A 17401-nucleotide genomic window follows, 5' to 3' on the forward strand; every position below is an offset into this window, starting at 1 on the left:
AGGAGGTAATGTAAAATGGTATATACTGTAACATTCAATCCTGCTGTCGACTATGTTGTTCATACAGGGGAAATGAAGCTTGGGTCTACCAACCGCTCAGATAGGGAAGAGATGTATTTCGGTGGCAAGGGTATAAATGTGTCTGTAGTTCTTAGAGAGCTGGGCATTCAGTCAAAGGCACTTGGCTTCACTGCAGGCTTCACAGGTGAAGCTATCGAGAACGGACTGGCGGAAATGGGAATTGATACAGATTTTGTTCATCTCAAAAACGGTAATTCCCGTATAAATGTGAAAATAAAATCTGCTGAGGAAACAGAACTGAATGGTCAGGGTCCTGATATAGATGATGAGGCTGTGAATAAGCTTTTTGCAAAGCTTGATAAGCTTCAGGACGGAGATACGCTTATACTCGCAGGAAGCATACCTGCCTCGCTTCCTTCTGATATCTATGAGAAGATACTCGAAAGGCTTGCACACAAGAATATCAGAACAGTTGTGGACGCAACAAAAGACCTGCTTCTCAATGTGCTTAAATATAAACCTTTCCTTATCAAGCCTAACAACCACGAGCTTGGCGAGATGTTCGGAGTGACACTCACTAATGATGAGGAGATAGAAAAATACGCACGTAAGCTTAAAGAAATGGGTGCTGTGAACGTACTTATCTCAATGGCAGGGGACGGCGCAATGCTTATTGACGAAAACGGTGAAATACATCGCTGTGGAGTATGTAATGGTAAGGTGAAAAATTCCGTTGGTGCAGGCGATTCAATGGTGGCAGGCTTTACCGCCGGTATATTGCATGGCGATTATGAATATGCTCTTAAACTTGGCACAGCCGCCGGCGGTGCGACTGCTTTTTCTGACGGGCTTGCTCAAAAAGAAAAGATCGCAGAGCTTCTTGAAACTCTCTGAAAAAATATAGGGATAGGGAGGAAATATTATAATAGTTGACCTATTAAAAAAGGGTATTCCTCTTAATGATTCTAACAAGTCAAAAGGCACTGGCTTCAATTGGAAGCCAATGCCTTTTTTATCTCTTGTTTTGCTGTGAAAACAAGTACAAATTATAGTACAAATAAATTACAAGTACAAAAATATGTACGTTTATCACACGAATTCAGAGCATATATTTTTGTAACATTCATTGGTGGAATAGACCCATTTTGTGAGCCTGCCGCTGGTGATGAAATAGTTTATCTTTGAGGGAAAAACGCTGTTTTCAAATACGTCTACGATAATGAGCTTGACTTTCATTTTTTCGGGGATAAGAGCTTTTATGTAAACGCTTGCTGCCTGCCCCACACGCACATTTTCTCTTGGTTCTGCAAGCCCTGCAAGGTTAGGAGCAAGCTCTATAAAAATACCGTATGGTTCAATGGAGCGTACTATCCCGCCTACGGTTTCTCCTGTGGAGAACAATGCTGCATTTTCTTCCCATGTGCCTAAAAGTTCTTTGTGAGAAAGGCATATCCTGTCCTCGTCACAGCTTTTTACCACAGCATATATGTCCTGACCGTTGAAAAATCTGTCGTTGGGGTGGGTGATGCGTGAGACGGATATGGCGTCTATTGGTATAAGTGATGGAAGACCGCAGCCGATGTCAACAAAGCACCCGAAAGGCTCAAGGTGTGTTACCTTTGCCGGTATAACGTCCCCTGATGTGAGAGTACTTATATATCGTTCAATGCACTCTTCTTGTGCAAGACGCCTTGACAGCCTGCATATGACCTCGCCCTTTTCGTGAACAATATCAGTCACCTTGAAGCATACCGTTTTGTTTACCCTGGAAAGTAACGCTATGTCTTTTGTTTTGCCTTCTTGTATTCCGATTGCTCCCTCTGATCTTGGGATTATTCCTTTGCCAAAGGGAAGCTCTACTATTATGTTGTGTTCGCTGTCACAAAGCACAGCATGACCCTCAAGTATCAACCCCTGAGCCATTGCCTCAGCCATTGTTCGTTCGCTTTGAAGATAATATCGGTTTTCAGGGCTGTTGAAGATCTTGCCCTCAGGTAAATATTTTTTCATTATTTTGCCTCTTTCCCCACAGATTTTTTTCAAAACAGCAGGATCTCTGTGGTTGATCCATTGATTTTGTTCATATTCTGCACACATTTTCTTTGTGATAATTGTGCGTGAACTCTTGCTGATACAGTAAATTAATATTCAATGTGCTGAAATATTAGTACAATTTTTATATTCTTTGCTTCAAATTATAAACAAAAATCAAAAAAACTATAAAAAAGCTTGACAAATGCAATTGTGCGTGTTACAATAGTGTAGTAATTTGTAATCAGTTTGTAACTTTCTTAACCGTTATCGTTACAGATTGATACATAATTTTAATCGACCGTAATAAAATTAAATAGCGGCACAGACATGACCGCCGCTAATTAAAAGAAAGGGTGTGAATTGGCAATGCAGCGTGTATGCGTTGTAAAGCCGTATTATTAATGGATCATTCAGCAAATTTTATTTCAGCAAAGAATAAGTCACTGAAAGTTATAGTGATGTTTATAGCAGCACTTATGACATTTTTGGTAATGACAGAGGGCTTTAGTGCCGATGCTGCTGCGGCAAAGCTTTCAACTCCTAAGATGACCGCTCAGATCAACTATGGAAGTGACTTCACTCATCCGTATAACAAGCAGACAAACACTATCAAGGTGCATTGGAGTAAGGTAAGAGGTGCTTCAAGCTATGAGCTGTACATCAAGGGCGGCAAATATAAGAGCTGGAAGAAATACAAGACAGTCAAGAATACGAACTGCACTGTTACAGGTCTTCAGAGAACAACTTCCTATCAGTTCAGAGTAAAGGCTGTAAATGGCTCTGCCGCTTCTGCTTACTCAAAGACACAGACAATAAAGACAGCGAGAATGGACTTCAACAAGGCAGGCTGGGAAGCAATGTGCCGTATAGTTTATCATGAGGTTGGTAAGATGTCAGGCTCAGAGTGGGATAAGCCTATCGTTTATGTTGCAGATTGTGTTGCAAATCAGTATGTTGCCGCAAAGTACACAAAGAATGCAATGTGGAGATCCTACTATGCAAGATATAACAATATTCAGGATATAATTTATAGGAGCGGCGGATTTATGTCATCTGCTCAGCTCTCAAGGGACGGAGCAAATTATTCAAACGTTTCCAGAAGAGTAAAGCAGGCTGTTTTTGGTGCAGTGTATGGCAAAACTCACCTTAACGGTATTGCTAATGACTATAATGTTTACTTCTGGTGCAACAGAAGCTACAAGACAAACAGCAGCAAGATAGCTTACTCATTTAAAATTCCTTGGGGTTATTTCAATGTCTGGAGAACCTATTGGGGATAATTGTAATACTATTATAGAATTATGTGAAAGAAGAGCAGAACAAAGCGTCTGCTCTTTTTTCGTTGACAAGAATGCAGCGGTGTGGTAAAATGAAGTTGATAAAAGCAGGGAGGAATCAGAATGCTTGTGGGTGCGGTCGGCTATAATTATCGCCATAGAAAAGATTTTATTATGGATTGTCCTCAAGGGGTGGGCTGTCCTCTTATATTGCTCATAAAAGAACCGTCGGTGTTCGTTATAAGTGGTATCGAGCATAGGGCTGAGAAAAATTCTTTTATCCTGCTTTCACCGGATACCCCCGTGAAATACCATGCCGCAGAAGAGTTTTATACTGACGATTGGCTGTATTTCAATTATGAGCAGGGCGATAATGAAAAATTTGAAAGGCTTGATATTCCAAAAGATACACCGGTTTATCTTGGAAATATTGATGAGCTTAGTCAGATAATGCGCTCGGTAGCATATGAGTATCAGCTCATGAAAGAGGGGCATGAGGAAGTAACACGGTGCTATATGGAGATCTTTTTGTTAAAGCTTGCAAGACAGCTAAAGTGTACAGACAAGAAGTCCTGTATTATTACTGACAGGAACAGCCGCTTTATGCAGCTCAGAGCGTACATATACGCAATGCCTGAGGACATCGCAGACGTAGGCAGCATGGCATGGGATATGGGTATAAGCAGGTCAAGTTTTCAGCATATGTATAAGAAAATGTTTGGAGTGAGCGTCATGACAGACGTTATAAGCGCACGAATGGAAAGAGCCAGTCAGCTTCTTGCAACGACAAATCTCAGCGTAAGGGAAGTGGCTGAGAGGTGCGGTTATACTAATGAATATGGTTTTATGAAACGGTTTAAAATGCACTTTGGAAAAACTCCAACGGAGTTTCGGAGTATGCTTTAGACGGCATAACAAAAGAGGTCAAGGAATGTGTCCCTGACCTCTTTTATGTTATTTTATTCTTCAACAAATACAGCGGCAGAGCCTTTAATAACATCGTTAGTGTCATAACGCGGAGCGACTGTGTAATAGTCCTCAACGTCATAGCCTGCGTCGCCAAAAGGTGATTTGAAGCATGGGTTTATCCAAATAGCGTTACACCCCAGCTTGCAGATTTAGTCATGATAATTACTCTTGAATATATGTATTAGTCTTCCATGCCCTTCATGTATTCCACGAACTGCTTTGCAACTCTTGGAGAACGTCCTGCTCTCGAAAGCGCATAAGCCTCAGCCTTTTGAAGCACCTCATCAATAGGAGTTTTAAGCTCGTATTGCTTTGCAAGCTTCTCAACTACATCAAGGTATATCTTCTTGTCAGGCTTCTGATATGTGACAGTAAGTCCGAAACGGTCTGACAGTGAAAGAAGCTCCTGCATGGTGTCCTTGAAGTGTATCTCATCACCCTCTCGTGAGGAGAACGTCTCGTGTACAAGATGTCTTCTGTTTGAGGTAGCATAAATGCAGAGATTGTCCGCAGTTGATGAAACGCTTCCTTCGAGGATAGCTTTCAGTGCAGCAAAATCATCATCGTCCTCTGTGAATGAAAGGTCGTCTATGAAGATAATGAACTTCAATGGATTTTTGCTTACCGTTTCTACAATGGCTGGTATCTCATGGAGCTGTTTCTTTTTAAGCTCGATAAGTCTAAGACCCTTGCAGGCATATTCGTTTGCTATGGCCTTGACAGTTGAGGACTTGCCTGTACCGCAGTCACCATAAAGCAGAACGTTGTTGGCAGGCTTGCCTTTCAGAAGAGCAAGAGTGTTGTTGATGACTTCCTGACGCTCACGTTCGTAATTGTGCAGGTCGGAAAGCTTTATGTCATCAGGATATTCAACCGGAACTATCTTGCCGTCTTTGATAACAAATACATGATACTGTGAGTAAATGCCGTAACCGTACTGCCCGATAGCGTGTATCCTGTCGGCATATATCTGCGAGAAGTCAAGCTTTTGTGTAGCATATCTTGGCAGGAAACCGTCATAGTCTATCTTTGAGATTATCTCGTTACTTGGTATCTGTGAAAGCTCCTCGATAACGGCAAGCTCGTTTGCAAGACATTCCTCCAAAAGCGCGCCTGTCTCCTTGCCCTCGCCTTTTTTTAGCATAAAAAGGTTTTCATTTTCAAGAACCAGCTTGAGCATATATTCTGTAAGATTATCCGAATATGCAAAAAGCTCAGCCACAAAATCTGAGTATTTTTCTATAGCCTTGTCGCTGTCAGATTCGCATACAGCAAGTGTGTCAAGTAGCTTTTCAAAGACAGGAACTTCATGTAAGCTCTTGAATATTACTAATGTGTGTGCCTGACGGCAGAGTGCCTTAAAATCGTGCATTATGAACACTTCTTTCTTCATATTGTATATTTATTCTTTATTATACAACATATCATTACTTTTCGTCAACATCTACATTGCACGATTTTAACAAAAAACATTACCGCTTTTTGTAGCTTAAAGCAAAATATTTTTGCCCGTTATGATTTACTTTTGTTTTGAAAAATGCTATAATACTATAATAGACCATTATAGAAATAAAAGGAGAAATGGATATGACGGACAAAAACGTATCTATCATGAATATCGGCAGTATGGGTTATCTTCCGCAGGTATTCAAAAAGATAGAGAATGAGAAAAAGCTTAACATTGTTTATTTGGGTGGCTCCATAACAATGGGCTGTAATGCTACAAAAACTGAGTTAAGATATGTTGACCGCAGTGCAAAATGGTGGCAGACGAATTTTCCTGAGGCGGAGATAAGCTACTTCAATGCCGGTATTGGTGCAACTACCTCGCAGTTTGGTGTGGCAAGAGTGCAGGAACACGTCCTTGACAAACAGCCGGACCTTGTTTTTGTTGAGTTTTCGGTAAACGACAGCAGTTCGCCCCTATTTATGGAAACATACGAGAGCCTTGTAAGACGTCTGCTGAAAGCTGAGAGCGTCAAGGCGGTTGTGCTTATAAACAATCTTTTTTACGATACAGGCACAAATGCACAGGGTATACATAACGCTATCGGTCTGCACTATGACCTGCCCATAGTCAGTGTGAGAAACTATATTTTTCCTGAGATTCAGCTTGGAAACGTTTGTCTTGCAGACTACACAGCGGATATGCTCCACCCTACAGACCTAGGTCACAAGATGATAGCTGACCTTATCTGCAATCTGCTTGATACAGAATATTCATACTATAAAAAGCTCGGCGCAGAGAAGAAGCCTGCACTTCCTGAGCCTTTTACAGCAAGCAGATATGAGGACGCACAGCGTTTTCAGAACTATAGCTGTTCGCCCGTTATGGAGGGCTTTGAGCCTGATACTCATGCGGCAGAGCAGTGGAGTGACCCATTCAAAGGCGGCTGGATAGCTCACAAGCAGGGAAGTTGTATTAAATTCAACGTGAGCGGCGGTATTATAATGGTGCAGTACAGAAAGACTATCAACAAGCCTGCGCCTGTTGCATATGCTGTCATAGACGGTGACAGGCAGAACAAGGTTCTTCTTGACGCAAACTTTGACGAGGATTGGGGCGATCTTTGTTGCCTTGAGGAGATATACAGCGGAGCAAAGGGAGAACACACTGTTGAGATAGTTATTGACACAGAGGGTAAAGAAAATAGCGATTTTATGCTTATTTCTGTCATTACAGCAAACAAATAGAAACGTAAACAAGTGAAAAATTTTACTCGAATCTATTGACTTTATGACATAACGATTGTATAATAAATATATATTATTAAATTAGGAGGCATTCACTAATGAACGATTTTTTCAAAATTGCTGACAAGTACCTCAAGCCGGTAACTATCGGTGCAGGTGTTGTTCTGGGTCTTGCAGTTACATATGCGGCAGGAAGCTATCTTTCAGGTATGAGCAAGCTTGCAGGCGGTTTCTACACATTCATGTATGTGCTGTTCTGGATAGCATTTGTTCTTCTTGTTATTTGCGGTATTTATGCACTCTTCAAGAAGTATGCAGGCTCTGTTCCACAGCAGAACGCTCCACAGCAGACATATGCACAGCCACAGGCTCAGGCTGCACCACAGGGTGAAAAGTTCTGCCCTACTTGCGGAGGTAAAGTTCCGGCTGGAAATCAGTTCTGCCCTAACTGCGGCAACAAGATAAACTAATTTTAAAGTTTTGCAGATAAAACGCCCTTGATTTTCAGGGGCGTTTTTTTGTTAGAAAACGCATAAAAGTATGCCAAATGGGGAATAAATATGTGCAGTTTGGAAAAAGTGAAAAAATTCTCGAAAACCCCTTGACAAATGGGCGGAAAATTGGTATAATAATTAAGTCGTTGCAGGACGATATGAGTTATTAGCTCAGTTGGCAGAGCATTTGACTTTTAATCAAAGGGTCCGGGGTTCGAATCCCCGATAGCTCACCACTAGGGAAATATCCTTAGTCAAGATCACGCCTTACTTTGTTAGGGCGTGATTTTTTTATGTCTGTTATATGTGATGATAAAATGGACAAGCAAGTGGTGATGAGCGAGCGACATCAGGACGCCACTACAACGCATTTATCCAACAAAAAAAGCAGCCCCAACGGACTGCTTTTTCTGAGCTTTCGCTTGATCCTTATATGACAAAAAACTATCTGGTTACGTTAAATGCGCCCATTTGTGGATAAACTGCGCTTTCGCCAAGTTCTTCCTCAATTCTGAGAAGCTGATTGTACTTTGCAACACGCTCACTTCTGCTTGGTGCGCCTGTCTTTATCTGGCAAGTGTTGAGAGCAACTGCAAGGTCAGCGATAGTTGTGTCTGCTGTTTCACCTGAACGGTGTGAAGAAATTGCAGTGTAGCCTGCCTTGTGAGCCATTTTGATAGCCTCAAGTGTTTCGGAAACTGAGCCTATCTGATTGAGCTTGATAAGGATAGAGTTGCCGCAGCCGAGGCTGATGCCCTTTGCAAGTCTTTCTGTATTTGTTACGAACAGATCGTCGCCAACGAGCTGCACCTTGCCGCCAAGCTCCTTAGTAAGAAGCTGCCAGCCCTCCCAGTCCTCTTCGTCGAGAGCGTCCTCGATAGAGATGATAGGGTATTTTTCAACGAGTTTCTTCCAGTGTTCGATAAGCTCGGCGGAAGTAAATTTTGTGCCGGCCTTTGGAAGAACGTACTCGCCCTTCTTTGAGCCTTTCCACTCGCTTGACGCAGCGTCCATTGCAATCATGAAGTCCTTACCCGGCTCATAACCTGCATTCTTAACAGCTTCGAGTATATACTGGATAGCTTCCTCGTCGCTTGCAAGGTCAGGAGCGAAGCCACCCTCATCGCCTACAGAAGTAGCAAGTCCCTTTGATTTAAGCAGGGCAGCCAGAGCGTGGAAAACCTCAGCGCACCAGCGGAGAGCTTCCTTAAAGCTTGGTGCACCAACAGGCATTATCATAAATTCCTGAACGTCAACAGTGTTTGCAGCATGAGCGCCGCCGTTAAGAATGTTCATCATAGGAACAGGAAGTCTGTTTCCTGATATGCCGCCGAGGAATCTGTAGAGAGGGATATCAAGAGAGATAGAAGCCGCTCTTGCAGCAGCGATAGAAACAGCGAGGATAGCGTTAGCACCAAGCTTTGACTTATCCTTAGTGCCGTCAGCCTTTATCATAGCCTTATCAACGGCATAGATGTCAGAAGCGTCAAGTCCGCAGACAGCGTCATTTATAGCGGTATTGATATTCTCAACAGCCTTTGTAACGCCCTTTCCGCCATATCTGCCCTTATCGCCGTCACGAAGCTCAAGGGCCTCAAACTCGCCTGTTGACGCACCGCTCGGTGCAGTGCCTCTGCCCACTGTTCCGTCTGCGAGATATACCTCAGCTTCAACAGTTGGGTTTCCTCTGGAATCCAGAATTTCACGTCCGATTACTTTTACGATCTCAAGATAGTTCATAATATAAGCTCCTTTTTAATATTATGCAGACTACCCGAACGCACCACCATTCGGGCTGACGACATTTCGCTCTTGTCATCATAGAGAAGTCTGCATGATTTATTCTCACTAGGTTAGTAGTTACTAACCACATTTATTTTACCACGTGCGAAGCCGTATGTCAATCTTAGTTAGGCATAACTAATATATTTTATAGGTATGCACAAAAGGTGTACTGCCTGCAGACATGGCTATTGTCTTTTTGAACAACAAATAAGCTTTGCGAAACTTTTCGTTTGTTATTATTGACAAGCTTTGTGAGAATATTCGTTTTTGGCGTGATCTTATTTATGCTCAAAACCGCACAAAGCATGGTAGGGTATAAAAAAAGCGGTGCAGAGATTTTTCTCCCACACCGCCTTGATTTATTTCTCATTTCTCACCTAACTCTGCAAGAGCATTCGCCATTCTCAGATCACTATCTGTGGTTATCTTGAAATTCAATGCGTCCCCGACGACAAGGTATATATCCTCATTGCAAGCTGTAAACACAGAACAAGTATCCGTCAGCTTTTTATTTTGCTCCTCGCTAAGCGAATAATAATTCCTCCTCAGATCCCCAAGTCTGAAAGTTTGCGGAGTTTGTGCCTGATAAAGCTCGCTTCTGTTAAGCGTTTCTCTGACCTTTTCGCCGTCAGATCTTATTATGGTATCAACCGCAGGCATATAAGTTCCGCAGGCGGAATGTTTCGCCATTGCACTTATATTGTCCTTTATTATCTTCTCCGTCACGAACGGTCTTACAGCGTCATGGGTGAGTATTATGTCCCCTTCATTCTCACCATGTTCAGCGACTATTGCCTCAGCTATGTTCATTACAGTGCCGTTTCTGTCAGCTCCGCCGTCTATGACTCTTATACGCTTTTTGTCTATCCCGAAGCGTTCAAAAAGCTCGTCAGTGTATTCGTGCCAGTCAGGTTTTATGCCCACATAAGCCATATCTATCTCTTCCACTGCTAGAAACGCTCTCACTGTTCTAACGATAACAGGCACTCCGCCTATCTCTATAAACTGCTTTGGTATAACCGCACTTTTTACCCTAGAGCCACAGCCCCCTGCAACTATCCCTGCAAATATCATTTTATCTTCTCCTCATATAAAAAAAGTTCGGGACAGCCGTCCGCCCCGAACTTTATCGTTTTGTATTGAATTTACTTTATGCCGTATTTTTTCAGCAGAGCTTCGATCTTTGTGTGTGGGTCGATGACCTGTGAAATTGACTTGTCATGATTGAGTGATGCAATGAAGTAAGCAATGTACTTAGAGCAGTCTACCTCGTAGAACCATGGGCTTGAAAGCAGCTCAGGAGTTCTGTATGTGAGGTTTGTGCCGAATACGCCGTCGATTATGCCGTCAGCATAAGCCTTGTTGAATGCTTCAAGACCATTTGTGAAAATTGGATAAGTAGCATAGCAGTAGATCTTGTTAGCTTTACGCTTTTTAAGCTCTACAGCGATATCCAGCATCGACTCGCCTGATGAGATGATATCGTCAGCGATGAAAACGTCCTTGCCGGCAACGTCATTACCCATGTATTCGTGAGCAACGATAGGGTTTCTGCCGTCGATGATAGTTGAGTAATCTCTTCTCTTGTAGAACATACCGAGGTTTACGCCAAGAACAGAAGCGTAGTACATATTTCTGTTGATAGCGCCCTCGTCAGGGGAGATTATCATGAAGTGATCCTTGTCAGGTCTGAAATCTGAAAGGTTTTTAAACATTGCCTTGAGAACCTGATAGGAAGGGATTATGTTGTCAAGACCCATGAGCGGAACAGCATTCTGTACTCTTGGGTCGTGAGCGTCAAAAGTAAGGATATTTGAAACGCCCATAGACTGAAGCTCCTGAAGAGCAACTGCACAGTCAAGAGATTCTCTGTAGTTTCTTCTGTGCTGTCTGCCACCGTAAAGGGAAGGCATGATGATGTTTATTCTGTGAGCCTTACCGCCTGCAGCCTGGATTATTCTTTTAAGATCCTGATAATGATCGTCAGGTGACATACTGTTTTCCCTGCCGAAATAGTTGTATGTGCAGCTGTAGTTTCCTACGTCGCAGAGAATGAAAAGATCGTCGCCTCTGATAGATGACTTGATAAGGCCCTTGCCGTCGCCGGAAGAAAATCTAGGACAAACAGCCTCAACAAGGAAAGTATCCTTAACAAATTCGTTTTCATTAGCCCATTTTGTAAGATAACCGTCTACCTTCTTGCCAAGCTCGGAAGCGCCTGCCATAGCAATAAGACCAAGCGGTGCAACTCTTGAGTCATTGTCGAACAATACATTGTCAGCATTACCCATTATTATCATATCCTCCAATACTAATTGTTGTCTGACCTCAGGTCAGTACGAAACATACCAATATACATATATTATACTTTATAAATCCCGATTTTACAATAGTTTTTTCGCAAATAATAAATTTTTCTCACTTTTCACAAAAAACACACTGTTACTGCGGCACATTTAGACACAAAAATCAAGTAAACGTTTGCTAACCGCACGACAGGTAAACTTTTTTTGCATATATAAAAAAGTCCTTGCGTTTTTGGATAAAATGATATATAATAAAATAGAATAGGTATGTGTGCAGTATATTGCACACAACTGACAGAATTATTGAAGGAGTTAATGATATGACAAAAGCACAAAGATATTTCATGGAAATAAAGGATAAGAGAGTAGCGTTCATAGGAACGGGCGTAAGTCACCTTGAGCTTATAAAGCTTTTTCTCTCAAAGGGCATAAGATGCGTTGTCTGCGACAAAAAGACAGAGGACGAATTTGATGAGCTTATCTATGAGGAGCTTTCCGCAAAGGGCTGTGAGTTCTCATTGGGCGAGCATTATCTTGATATCATCTTTAATTGCGATATAGTTTTCAGAACACCCGGTATGTACTATAATGATGAAACTATCACAAAGGCAAGAAAAGCAGGAGTTGCCATTACATCAGAAATGGAAACTTTCTTTGACCTCTGCCCATGCAAGATATACGGTGTAACAGGTTCAGACGGAAAGACCACCACAACTACACTTATCAGCGAAATGCTCAAAGCCGAGGGCAAACGTGTCCATATCGGCGGAAATATCGGCAAGGCTCTTCTGCCTATCGTTGAAACAATGTCAGACAGCGATGTTGCAGTAGTTGAGCTTTCAAGCTTCCAGCTTATCTCAATGAGACAGTCGCCAAACGTTGCCGCTATCACAAACATCACTCCAAACCACCTGAACGTTCACGGAACAATGGAGGAGTATATCGGTGCAAAGGCTAACCTTATCGCTCATCAGAACGGATATTCAAGAACTGTACTCAACGAAGATAACGAGGAAACAATAAAGCTTGCAGACCTCGTAAGAGGAAAGCTTGTCACATTCTCTCTAAAGCACCCTGTTCAGACAGGCGCATATCTTAATGACGACGGTATGCTTTGCTACACGGAAAAGGGCAGAACTACAGAGATAGTGCACAAGGACGATATAAGGATACCTGGTATCCACAACGTTGCGAACTATCTCACAGCTATCGCCGCAGTATGGGGCGAGGTATCTATCCAGAGCATAGTTCAGGTAGCAAAGAACTTCGGCGGCGTTGAGCATAGAATTGAATTTGTAAGAGAGATAGACGGTGTTAAGTGGTATAACGATTCTATCGCCACAAGCCCTACAAGAGTTATCGCAGGACTTAATTCATTCAATCAGAAGCTTATTGTTATCGCAGGCGGCTATGACAAGAAGATACCTTTTGAGCCTCTTGCCGAGCCTGTGAACAAGAACGTGAAAATACTCATTCTTCTCGGTGCGACAGCAGACAAGATAGAAAAGGCTGTTACAGAAAGTCCGCTCTATCCTGAAAGCGGTCTTAAGATAGTAAGAGTAAAGACACTTGAAGAAGCTGTCCTCACAGCACAGAAAATGGCTGAAAAGGGCGATGTTGTCACACTTTCACCAGCCTGCGCAAGTTTTGACCTCTATCCTAACTTTGAGGCAAGAGGCAGACATTTCAAGCGACTTGTGAACGAACTCTAATTTTATAAAAAGCAGGGATATGTATTATGGATACATTTGAGATACTGTCGCAGCTTTGCTCTGCGGCAGGTGTATCGGGAGCGGAAGGCTCAGCGGCTGAGGCTGCGGCAAAGCTCCTTGAAGAGTATGGCGAAGTCACCTTGGATAACGCTCTTGGCAGTGTTATCTGCAAGGTTGGAAGCTGGGAGGACGGCAAGCCTGTTATGCTTCTTGACGCCCATATAGACGAGATAGGCATGATAGTCACATACATCACAGAGGACGGCTTTTTGAAAATATCAGGCTGCGGTGGCCTTGATACAAGGCTTCTTTTGGCTCAGCAGGTGACAGTTTACGGCAAAGAAAAGCTCACGGGCATCGTGACTTCAACTCCGCCTCACCTTGAAAAAGACAGCTCTGTCGCACCTGACCTTGACAGCGTTTTCATAGATATAGGTTTCACGAGCCGTGAAAATGCAGCAAAGTATGTTTCTCTTGGTGACAGAGTGCTTATAGAAAACAAAGCCGAAAGGCTCGCAGGAAGCCGTGTGACATCTAAAGCAATTGACGACAGGTCAGGCTGTACGGCTATCCTAAAGACTTTGGAGTTTCTCAATGGTCAGCAGACAGCTTATAATATCGCAGTGTGCTTTTCAACTCAGGAAGAAGTTGGCGAGCGTGGTGCAAAAACAGCCGCTTTTGATATCAATGCAGACTATGCAGTGGTGGTTGACGTTTCCTTTGCAAAGACCCACTATGAGAACGAGGAAGAATGCGGCATAATGGGCAAGGGAGCGATGATAGGCATTGCTCCGTCCCTTTCACGAGAGATGTCAGATAGCTTTATTAGCCTTGCAGAAGAAAAGGGCATACCATATCAGCTTGAAGTCATGAGCGGAAAAACAGGCACAAATGCCGATGCTATCGGTGTGAGTGGAAGCGGAACAAAATCCGTTACCATATCCATTCCGGAAAAGCATATGCACACGCCTGTTGAGATAGTGGATATAAATGATATTGATAATACGGCTCTGCTTATTGCAGAATATCTGAAAAGAGTGTAGATATTTATGTTGGATAAACTGAAAGACCTCTGCCTCCTTGACGGCATTTCAGGCGACGAGGGAGCGGTAAGAGAATATATAATAGATAAAATAGGCGATAAAGCTGAAATAAGGGTGGATAACCTTGGCAATGTCATAGCTTTCTGTAAGGGCAAAAAGACGCCTAAAAACAAGATAATGGTGTCTGCTCATATGGACGAGGTTGGCATGATAGTCACCTATGTGAATTCTGACGGCACGCTGAAAGTGTCATCAGTTGGCGGTGTTGATCCAAGAGTTGTTTTCGGCAGACGTGTCAAAATCGGTAGGAATAACGTCCTTGGCGTTGTGGGCGGAAAGGCTATCCATAACCTCACAGCCGAGGAGAGAAAAAAGTCTGTGCCTTTTGATAAGCTTACCATAGATATAGGTGTTGACAGCCGTGAGGAAGCCTTAAAGCTTGTGCGCCTTGGGGACAGTGTGAGATTTGTTTCCGATTTTGTAGAGTTCGGCGAGGGCTTCGTGAAGTGCAAGGCTATAGACGACAGAGCAGGCTGTGCAATAATGCTCAGAATGATAGAAGAGGGCGTGGAGTATGACACATATTTCACCTTCGTGGTGCAGGAAGAGATAGGTCTGCGAGGCTCGACCTGTGCGGCGTTTACTGTTGCGCCTGATTATGCGGTGGTGCTTGAATCCACAACTGCGGCGGATATTCCATCGGCTTCTGGAGAGAAAAGGGTATGTGAGCTTGGAAAAGGTCCTGTTGTTTCATATATGGACAGACACACAATGTATGACCGTGAGCTTTTTGAGCTTGCATTTTATGCGGCAGAGGAGAACGGCATACCATGCCAGACCAAAACAATGGTGGCAGGAGGAAATGATGCAGGTGCGATACACGTTTCCCGTGGCGGCGTAAAGACAGCCGCAGTGTCGCTCCCTTGCAGATATCTTCATTCTCCAAGCTGCGTGATAAATAAGGCGGACTTTGAGAACGCTTATGTTCTTACAAAATTGATCTTGGATAGGACTTATAACAAATGATCTATGAAACCAAAGAGATCAGCTCAGAACTGCTGAGCGGTCTTAAACCTAACAATTATACAAGGCGTATAAAGTCGCACTTTGCGGCATACGGCACAGGGTATGATTTTCTGCATTTCTATGCCGTTGAGGAAAATGGAGAAAAGCTTGGTATCATATCAGTATTCAACGCCTCTATGATGATATCGACTTTCAAGGATAAGAAATTCGACGATAAGGTATTGGGCGAGCTTGCAGGGTTCATTCTTATGAATAAGCCTGCCGCCGTGGAGTTCGAGGCGGAGTATTCAGACAAGCTTGCAGAGCTTACTAAGACGGAGTATAAAGGCGACAAGCGGACGGAGTTCAGTTTTGTTGCAAAGAACGATATCCCGCCCCTTGACGTGAACGAGCTTCCAAAACTCGATGATGTTTTCAGGATACTCGCACCGTGTTTCCCTGCAATAAAAAATTCCTATGAGCTGTGGCTTACGGATACTTCCCACAGAGTAAGGAGAGGACTTTCACAGTCGTTCCTGCTGGGTGATTACACCACTGCCACCATACAGTATATCATAGATGGAGTGGCACTTGTGGGACACGTTGGAACGATACCTGAGGAGCGTGGAAAGTTCCATGCAAGACAGCTTTTGTATTGGATAGGTGAAAAGCTCACACAGGACGGCTTTCAGGTGAGATTGTTTGCAAGACCCCATAGAGTGAGTTATTATGAGGAGATAGGCTTTAAAGCCTGCGGAATAGATCTTGTATTGGAGAGAATTGAAAATGAATGAATGTATATTTGATATAGACCCAAAGCTTTTATCTCTTGCCTCCGAGGCAGAGAATGAGTGCAGGGAGATGTTTGAGAAAATAGACAGCAATGCCGAGTATAACGGACAGAAAGTGCTGAAAGCTTTTATCGACAATCGTGTGAGCGAGGGCTGTCTTAAAGGCACAACAGGTTACGGATACGGCGACATGGGCAGAGATACTATAGACAAGGTGTTCGCTCAGGCGCTTGGCGGTGAGGACGCTTTGGTAAGACACACCTTTGTGAACGGTACTCACGCACTGTCTACCGCACTTTTCGGCGTGCTTAGAAGCGGAGACACAATGCTTGCCTGCACTGGAAAGCCATATGATACTCTTGAGGAGATAATCGGTATAAGAGGTGAAAAGGGCAGCGGCTCACTTATTGATTTCGGTGTAAAGTATGAGCAGGTAGACTTGGTGGATGAGATGTACCCTGACTATGATGAGATAGCAAAGAAAGCCGTTGGTGCAAAGATAGCGTATATCCAGCGTTCAAGAGGCTATTCTCTCAGACCGTCACTGACAGTGGAGATAATCGGAAAGATAGCAGAAACTGCGAAGAAAGCTAATCCTGATATAATCGTCATGGTGGATAACTGCTACGGTGAGTTTGTTGAAAGAAAAGAGCCGCTAAGCGTTGGTGCAGATATTATAATAGGCTCGCTTATCAAAAATCCGGGCGGTGGAATAGCCTCCACAGGCGGATATATCTGCGGCAGAGCAGACCTTGTGGAAAAGTGTGCCGACAGGCTCACCTGCGTTGGCATGGGCAAGGAAGTTGGTTGTTCACTTAACCAGAACAGAGAAATGCTTCTTGGCTTTTTCTTAGCACCGCAGGTGGTCGCTTCTGCTCTTAAAACATCAGTTTTCGCCTGCCGTTTCTTTGAAAAACTTGGCTACAAGACTCTCCCTGAAAGCGGCGAAACAAGAACGGATATAATCGCATCTATTCTTCTTGAAAACGAGGAAAACCTTGTGGCTTTCTGTCAGGGAATACAGAAAGGCTCGCCGGTTGACAGCTATGTTACCCCTGAGGCATGGGATATGCCGGGTTATGACAGCAAGGTTATAATGGCGGCAGGAGCATTCACAATGGGTGCGTCCATAGAGCTTTCAGCAGACGCACCTATAAGACCGCCGTTTGCCGCATGGCTTCAGGGCGGTATCACATACCCAACAGGCAAAGCAGGCGTTATGCTTGCCGCACAGGAGATGTATAACAAAGGTTTACTTAGAATATAAGAT

Annotated in this window: 15 protein-coding genes, 1 tRNA gene and 1 pseudogene; 11 read left to right on the top strand and 6 right to left on the bottom strand. The window is 43.4% G+C overall.

The features are described from left to right. Nucleotides 1–15 precede the first annotated feature (15 nt). Entirely contained in the window at nucleotides 16–915 is a 900-nt protein-coding gene (pfkB, locus tag KQH97_RS04570) for a 1-phosphofructokinase (RefSeq protein WP_216552985.1), read from the top strand. A 195-nt stretch (nucleotides 916–1110) separates the two neighbouring features. Here the strand turns inward: pfkB and KQH97_RS04575 are convergent, their stop codons facing one another. Beyond that, entirely contained in the window at nucleotides 1111–2031 is a 921-nt protein-coding gene (locus tag KQH97_RS04575) for a S1 RNA-binding domain-containing protein (protein ID WP_022286716.1), read from the bottom strand. A gap of 425 nt (nucleotides 2032–2456) precedes the next feature. On the opposite strand from KQH97_RS04575, the gene KQH97_RS04580 reads away from it, so the two are divergent. Together KQH97_RS04580 and KQH97_RS04585 are read left to right on the top strand one after the other, a co-directional pair. Further along, nucleotides 2457–3335 (top strand): fibronectin type III domain-containing protein, encoded by an 879-nt coding sequence (locus tag KQH97_RS04580; protein WP_253286368.1) that lies wholly within the window; start codon nucleotides 2457–2459, stop codon nucleotides 3333–3335. A 120-nt stretch (nucleotides 3336–3455) separates the two neighbouring features. Next, nucleotides 3456–4238 carry an AraC family transcriptional regulator gene (locus KQH97_RS04585; protein WP_216552987.1) on the top strand — a complete coding sequence of 261 codons (783 nt, stop codon included), beginning with the start codon at nucleotides 3456–3458 and terminating at the stop codon, nucleotides 4236–4238. An 86-nt stretch (nucleotides 4239–4324) separates the two neighbouring features. Here the strand turns inward: KQH97_RS04585 and KQH97_RS04590 are convergent. After that, a pseudogene (locus KQH97_RS04590) lies at nucleotides 4325–4456 on the bottom strand (alpha-amylase family glycosyl hydrolase); the annotation flags it as partial. Between the two features lie 26 nt (nucleotides 4457–4482). Next, on the bottom strand, nucleotides 4483–5673 hold the full coding sequence (locus tag KQH97_RS04595) for an ATP-binding protein (protein ID WP_216552989.1): 1191 nt from the start codon (nucleotides 5671–5673) through the stop codon (nucleotides 4483–4485). 215 nt (nucleotides 5674–5888) lie between these two features. On the opposite strand from KQH97_RS04595, the gene KQH97_RS04600 reads away from it, so the two are divergent. The 3 genes from KQH97_RS04600 (at nucleotide 5889) to KQH97_RS04610 (ending at nucleotide 7725) form a co-directional block, all read left to right on the top strand. After that, nucleotides 5889–6995: an SGNH/GDSL hydrolase family protein gene (locus KQH97_RS04600; RefSeq protein ID WP_216552991.1), complete on the top strand. Its 1107-nt coding sequence runs from the start codon at nucleotides 5889–5891 to the stop codon at nucleotides 6993–6995. A 98-nt stretch (nucleotides 6996–7093) separates the two neighbouring features. Further along, nucleotides 7094–7465, top strand: a complete 372-nt coding sequence (locus KQH97_RS04605) for a zinc ribbon domain-containing protein (protein WP_216552995.1) — start codon at nucleotides 7094–7096, stop codon at nucleotides 7463–7465. Nucleotides 7466–7649: 184 nt separating this feature from the next. Then, a tRNA-Lys gene (locus tag KQH97_RS04610) sits at nucleotides 7650–7725 on the top strand. A 208-nt stretch (nucleotides 7726–7933) separates the two neighbouring features. Here the strand turns inward: KQH97_RS04610 and eno are convergent. The 3 genes from eno to KQH97_RS04625 all read right to left on the bottom strand — a co-directional run bounded on the left by eno (nucleotide 7934) and on the right by KQH97_RS04625 (nucleotide 11565). Then, nucleotides 7934–9229, bottom strand: coding sequence for a phosphopyruvate hydratase (eno, locus tag KQH97_RS04615; protein WP_117927404.1), 1296 nt, complete (start codon nucleotides 9227–9229; stop codon nucleotides 7934–7936). Nucleotides 9230–9640: 411 nt separating this feature from the next. Then, a complete protein-coding gene (locus KQH97_RS04620) occupies nucleotides 9641–10348 on the bottom strand; it encodes a 2-C-methyl-D-erythritol 4-phosphate cytidylyltransferase (protein ID WP_216552997.1) in 708 nt (235 codons plus the stop codon). A gap of 71 nt (nucleotides 10349–10419) precedes the next feature. Next, nucleotides 10420–11565, bottom strand: coding sequence for a ribose-phosphate pyrophosphokinase (locus KQH97_RS04625; protein WP_046439785.1), 1146 nt, complete (start codon nucleotides 11563–11565; stop codon nucleotides 10420–10422). A gap of 335 nt (nucleotides 11566–11900) precedes the next feature. On the opposite strand from KQH97_RS04625, the gene murD reads away from it, so the two are divergent. The 5 genes from murD to KQH97_RS04650 are packed head-to-tail and all read left to right on the top strand — an operon-like array spanning nucleotide 11901 to nucleotide 17398. Continuing rightward, a complete protein-coding gene (gene murD / locus KQH97_RS04630; RefSeq protein ID WP_117927402.1) occupies nucleotides 11901–13292 on the top strand; it encodes a UDP-N-acetylmuramoyl-L-alanine--D-glutamate ligase in 1392 nt (463 codons plus the stop codon). A gap of 26 nt (nucleotides 13293–13318) precedes the next feature. Further along, nucleotides 13319–14335, top strand: a complete 1017-nt coding sequence (locus tag KQH97_RS04635; RefSeq protein WP_216552999.1) for a M42 family peptidase — start codon at nucleotides 13319–13321, stop codon at nucleotides 14333–14335. A gap of 6 nt (nucleotides 14336–14341) precedes the next feature. Beyond that, nucleotides 14342–15361 carry a M42 family metallopeptidase gene (locus KQH97_RS04640; protein ID WP_118053967.1) on the top strand — a complete coding sequence of 340 codons (1020 nt, stop codon included), beginning with the start codon at nucleotides 14342–14344 and terminating at the stop codon, nucleotides 15359–15361. Next, nucleotides 15358–16134, top strand: a complete 777-nt coding sequence (locus tag KQH97_RS04645; protein ID WP_216553002.1) for a hypothetical protein — start codon at nucleotides 15358–15360, stop codon at nucleotides 16132–16134. The genes KQH97_RS04640 and KQH97_RS04645 overlap by 4 nt, the downstream gene beginning before the upstream one ends. After that, entirely contained in the window at nucleotides 16127–17398 is a 1272-nt protein-coding gene (locus KQH97_RS04650) for a methionine gamma-lyase family protein (protein WP_216553004.1), read from the top strand. Before KQH97_RS04645 ends, KQH97_RS04650 begins: the two co-directional genes overlap by 8 nt. The last annotated feature ends 3 nt before the right edge of the window (nucleotides 17399–17401 follow it).

The sequence above is a fragment of the Ruminococcus sp. MSJ-25 genome (assembly GCF_018917825.1).
Taxonomy (GTDB): Bacteria; Bacillota; Clostridia; order Oscillospirales; family Ruminococcaceae; genus Hominimerdicola; species Hominimerdicola aceti.

Coding starts and splice junctions, on each gene's coding strand:
- KQH97_RS04600 (WP_216552991.1), top strand. CDS start 5,889: ATGACGGACAAAAACGTATCTATCATGAATATCGGCAGTATGGGTTAT.
- murD (WP_117927402.1), top strand. CDS start 11,901: ATGACAAAAGCACAAAGATATTTCATGGAAATAAAGGATAAGAGAGTA.
- KQH97_RS04635 (WP_216552999.1), top strand. CDS start 13,319: ATGGATACATTTGAGATACTGTCGCAGCTTTGCTCTGCGGCAGGTGTA.
- KQH97_RS04605 (WP_216552995.1), top strand. CDS start 7,094: ATGAACGATTTTTTCAAAATTGCTGACAAGTACCTCAAGCCGGTAACT.
- KQH97_RS04625 (WP_046439785.1), bottom strand. CDS start 11,565: ATGGGTAATGCTGACAATGTATTGTTCGACAATGACTCAAGAGTTGCA.
- KQH97_RS04645 (WP_216553002.1), top strand. CDS start 15,358: ATGATCTATGAAACCAAAGAGATCAGCTCAGAACTGCTGAGCGGTCTT.
- KQH97_RS04620 (WP_216552997.1), bottom strand. CDS start 10,348: ATGATATTTGCAGGGATAGTTGCAGGGGGCTGTGGCTCTAGGGTAAAA.
- KQH97_RS04585 (WP_216552987.1), top strand. CDS start 3,456: ATGCTTGTGGGTGCGGTCGGCTATAATTATCGCCATAGAAAAGATTTT.
- pfkB (WP_216552985.1), top strand. CDS start 16: ATGGTATATACTGTAACATTCAATCCTGCTGTCGACTATGTTGTTCAT.
- KQH97_RS04575 (WP_022286716.1), bottom strand. CDS start 2,031: ATGAAAAAATATTTACCTGAGGGCAAGATCTTCAACAGCCCTGAAAAC.
- KQH97_RS04580 (WP_253286368.1), top strand. CDS start 2,457: ATGGATCATTCAGCAAATTTTATTTCAGCAAAGAATAAGTCACTGAAA.
- eno (WP_117927404.1), bottom strand. CDS start 9,229: ATGAACTATCTTGAGATCGTAAAAGTAATCGGACGTGAAATTCTGGAT.
- KQH97_RS04640 (WP_118053967.1), top strand. CDS start 14,342: ATGTTGGATAAACTGAAAGACCTCTGCCTCCTTGACGGCATTTCAGGC.
- KQH97_RS04650 (WP_216553004.1), top strand. CDS start 16,127: ATGAATGAATGTATATTTGATATAGACCCAAAGCTTTTATCTCTTGCC.
- KQH97_RS04595 (WP_216552989.1), bottom strand. CDS start 5,673: ATGCACGATTTTAAGGCACTCTGCCGTCAGGCACACACATTAGTAATA.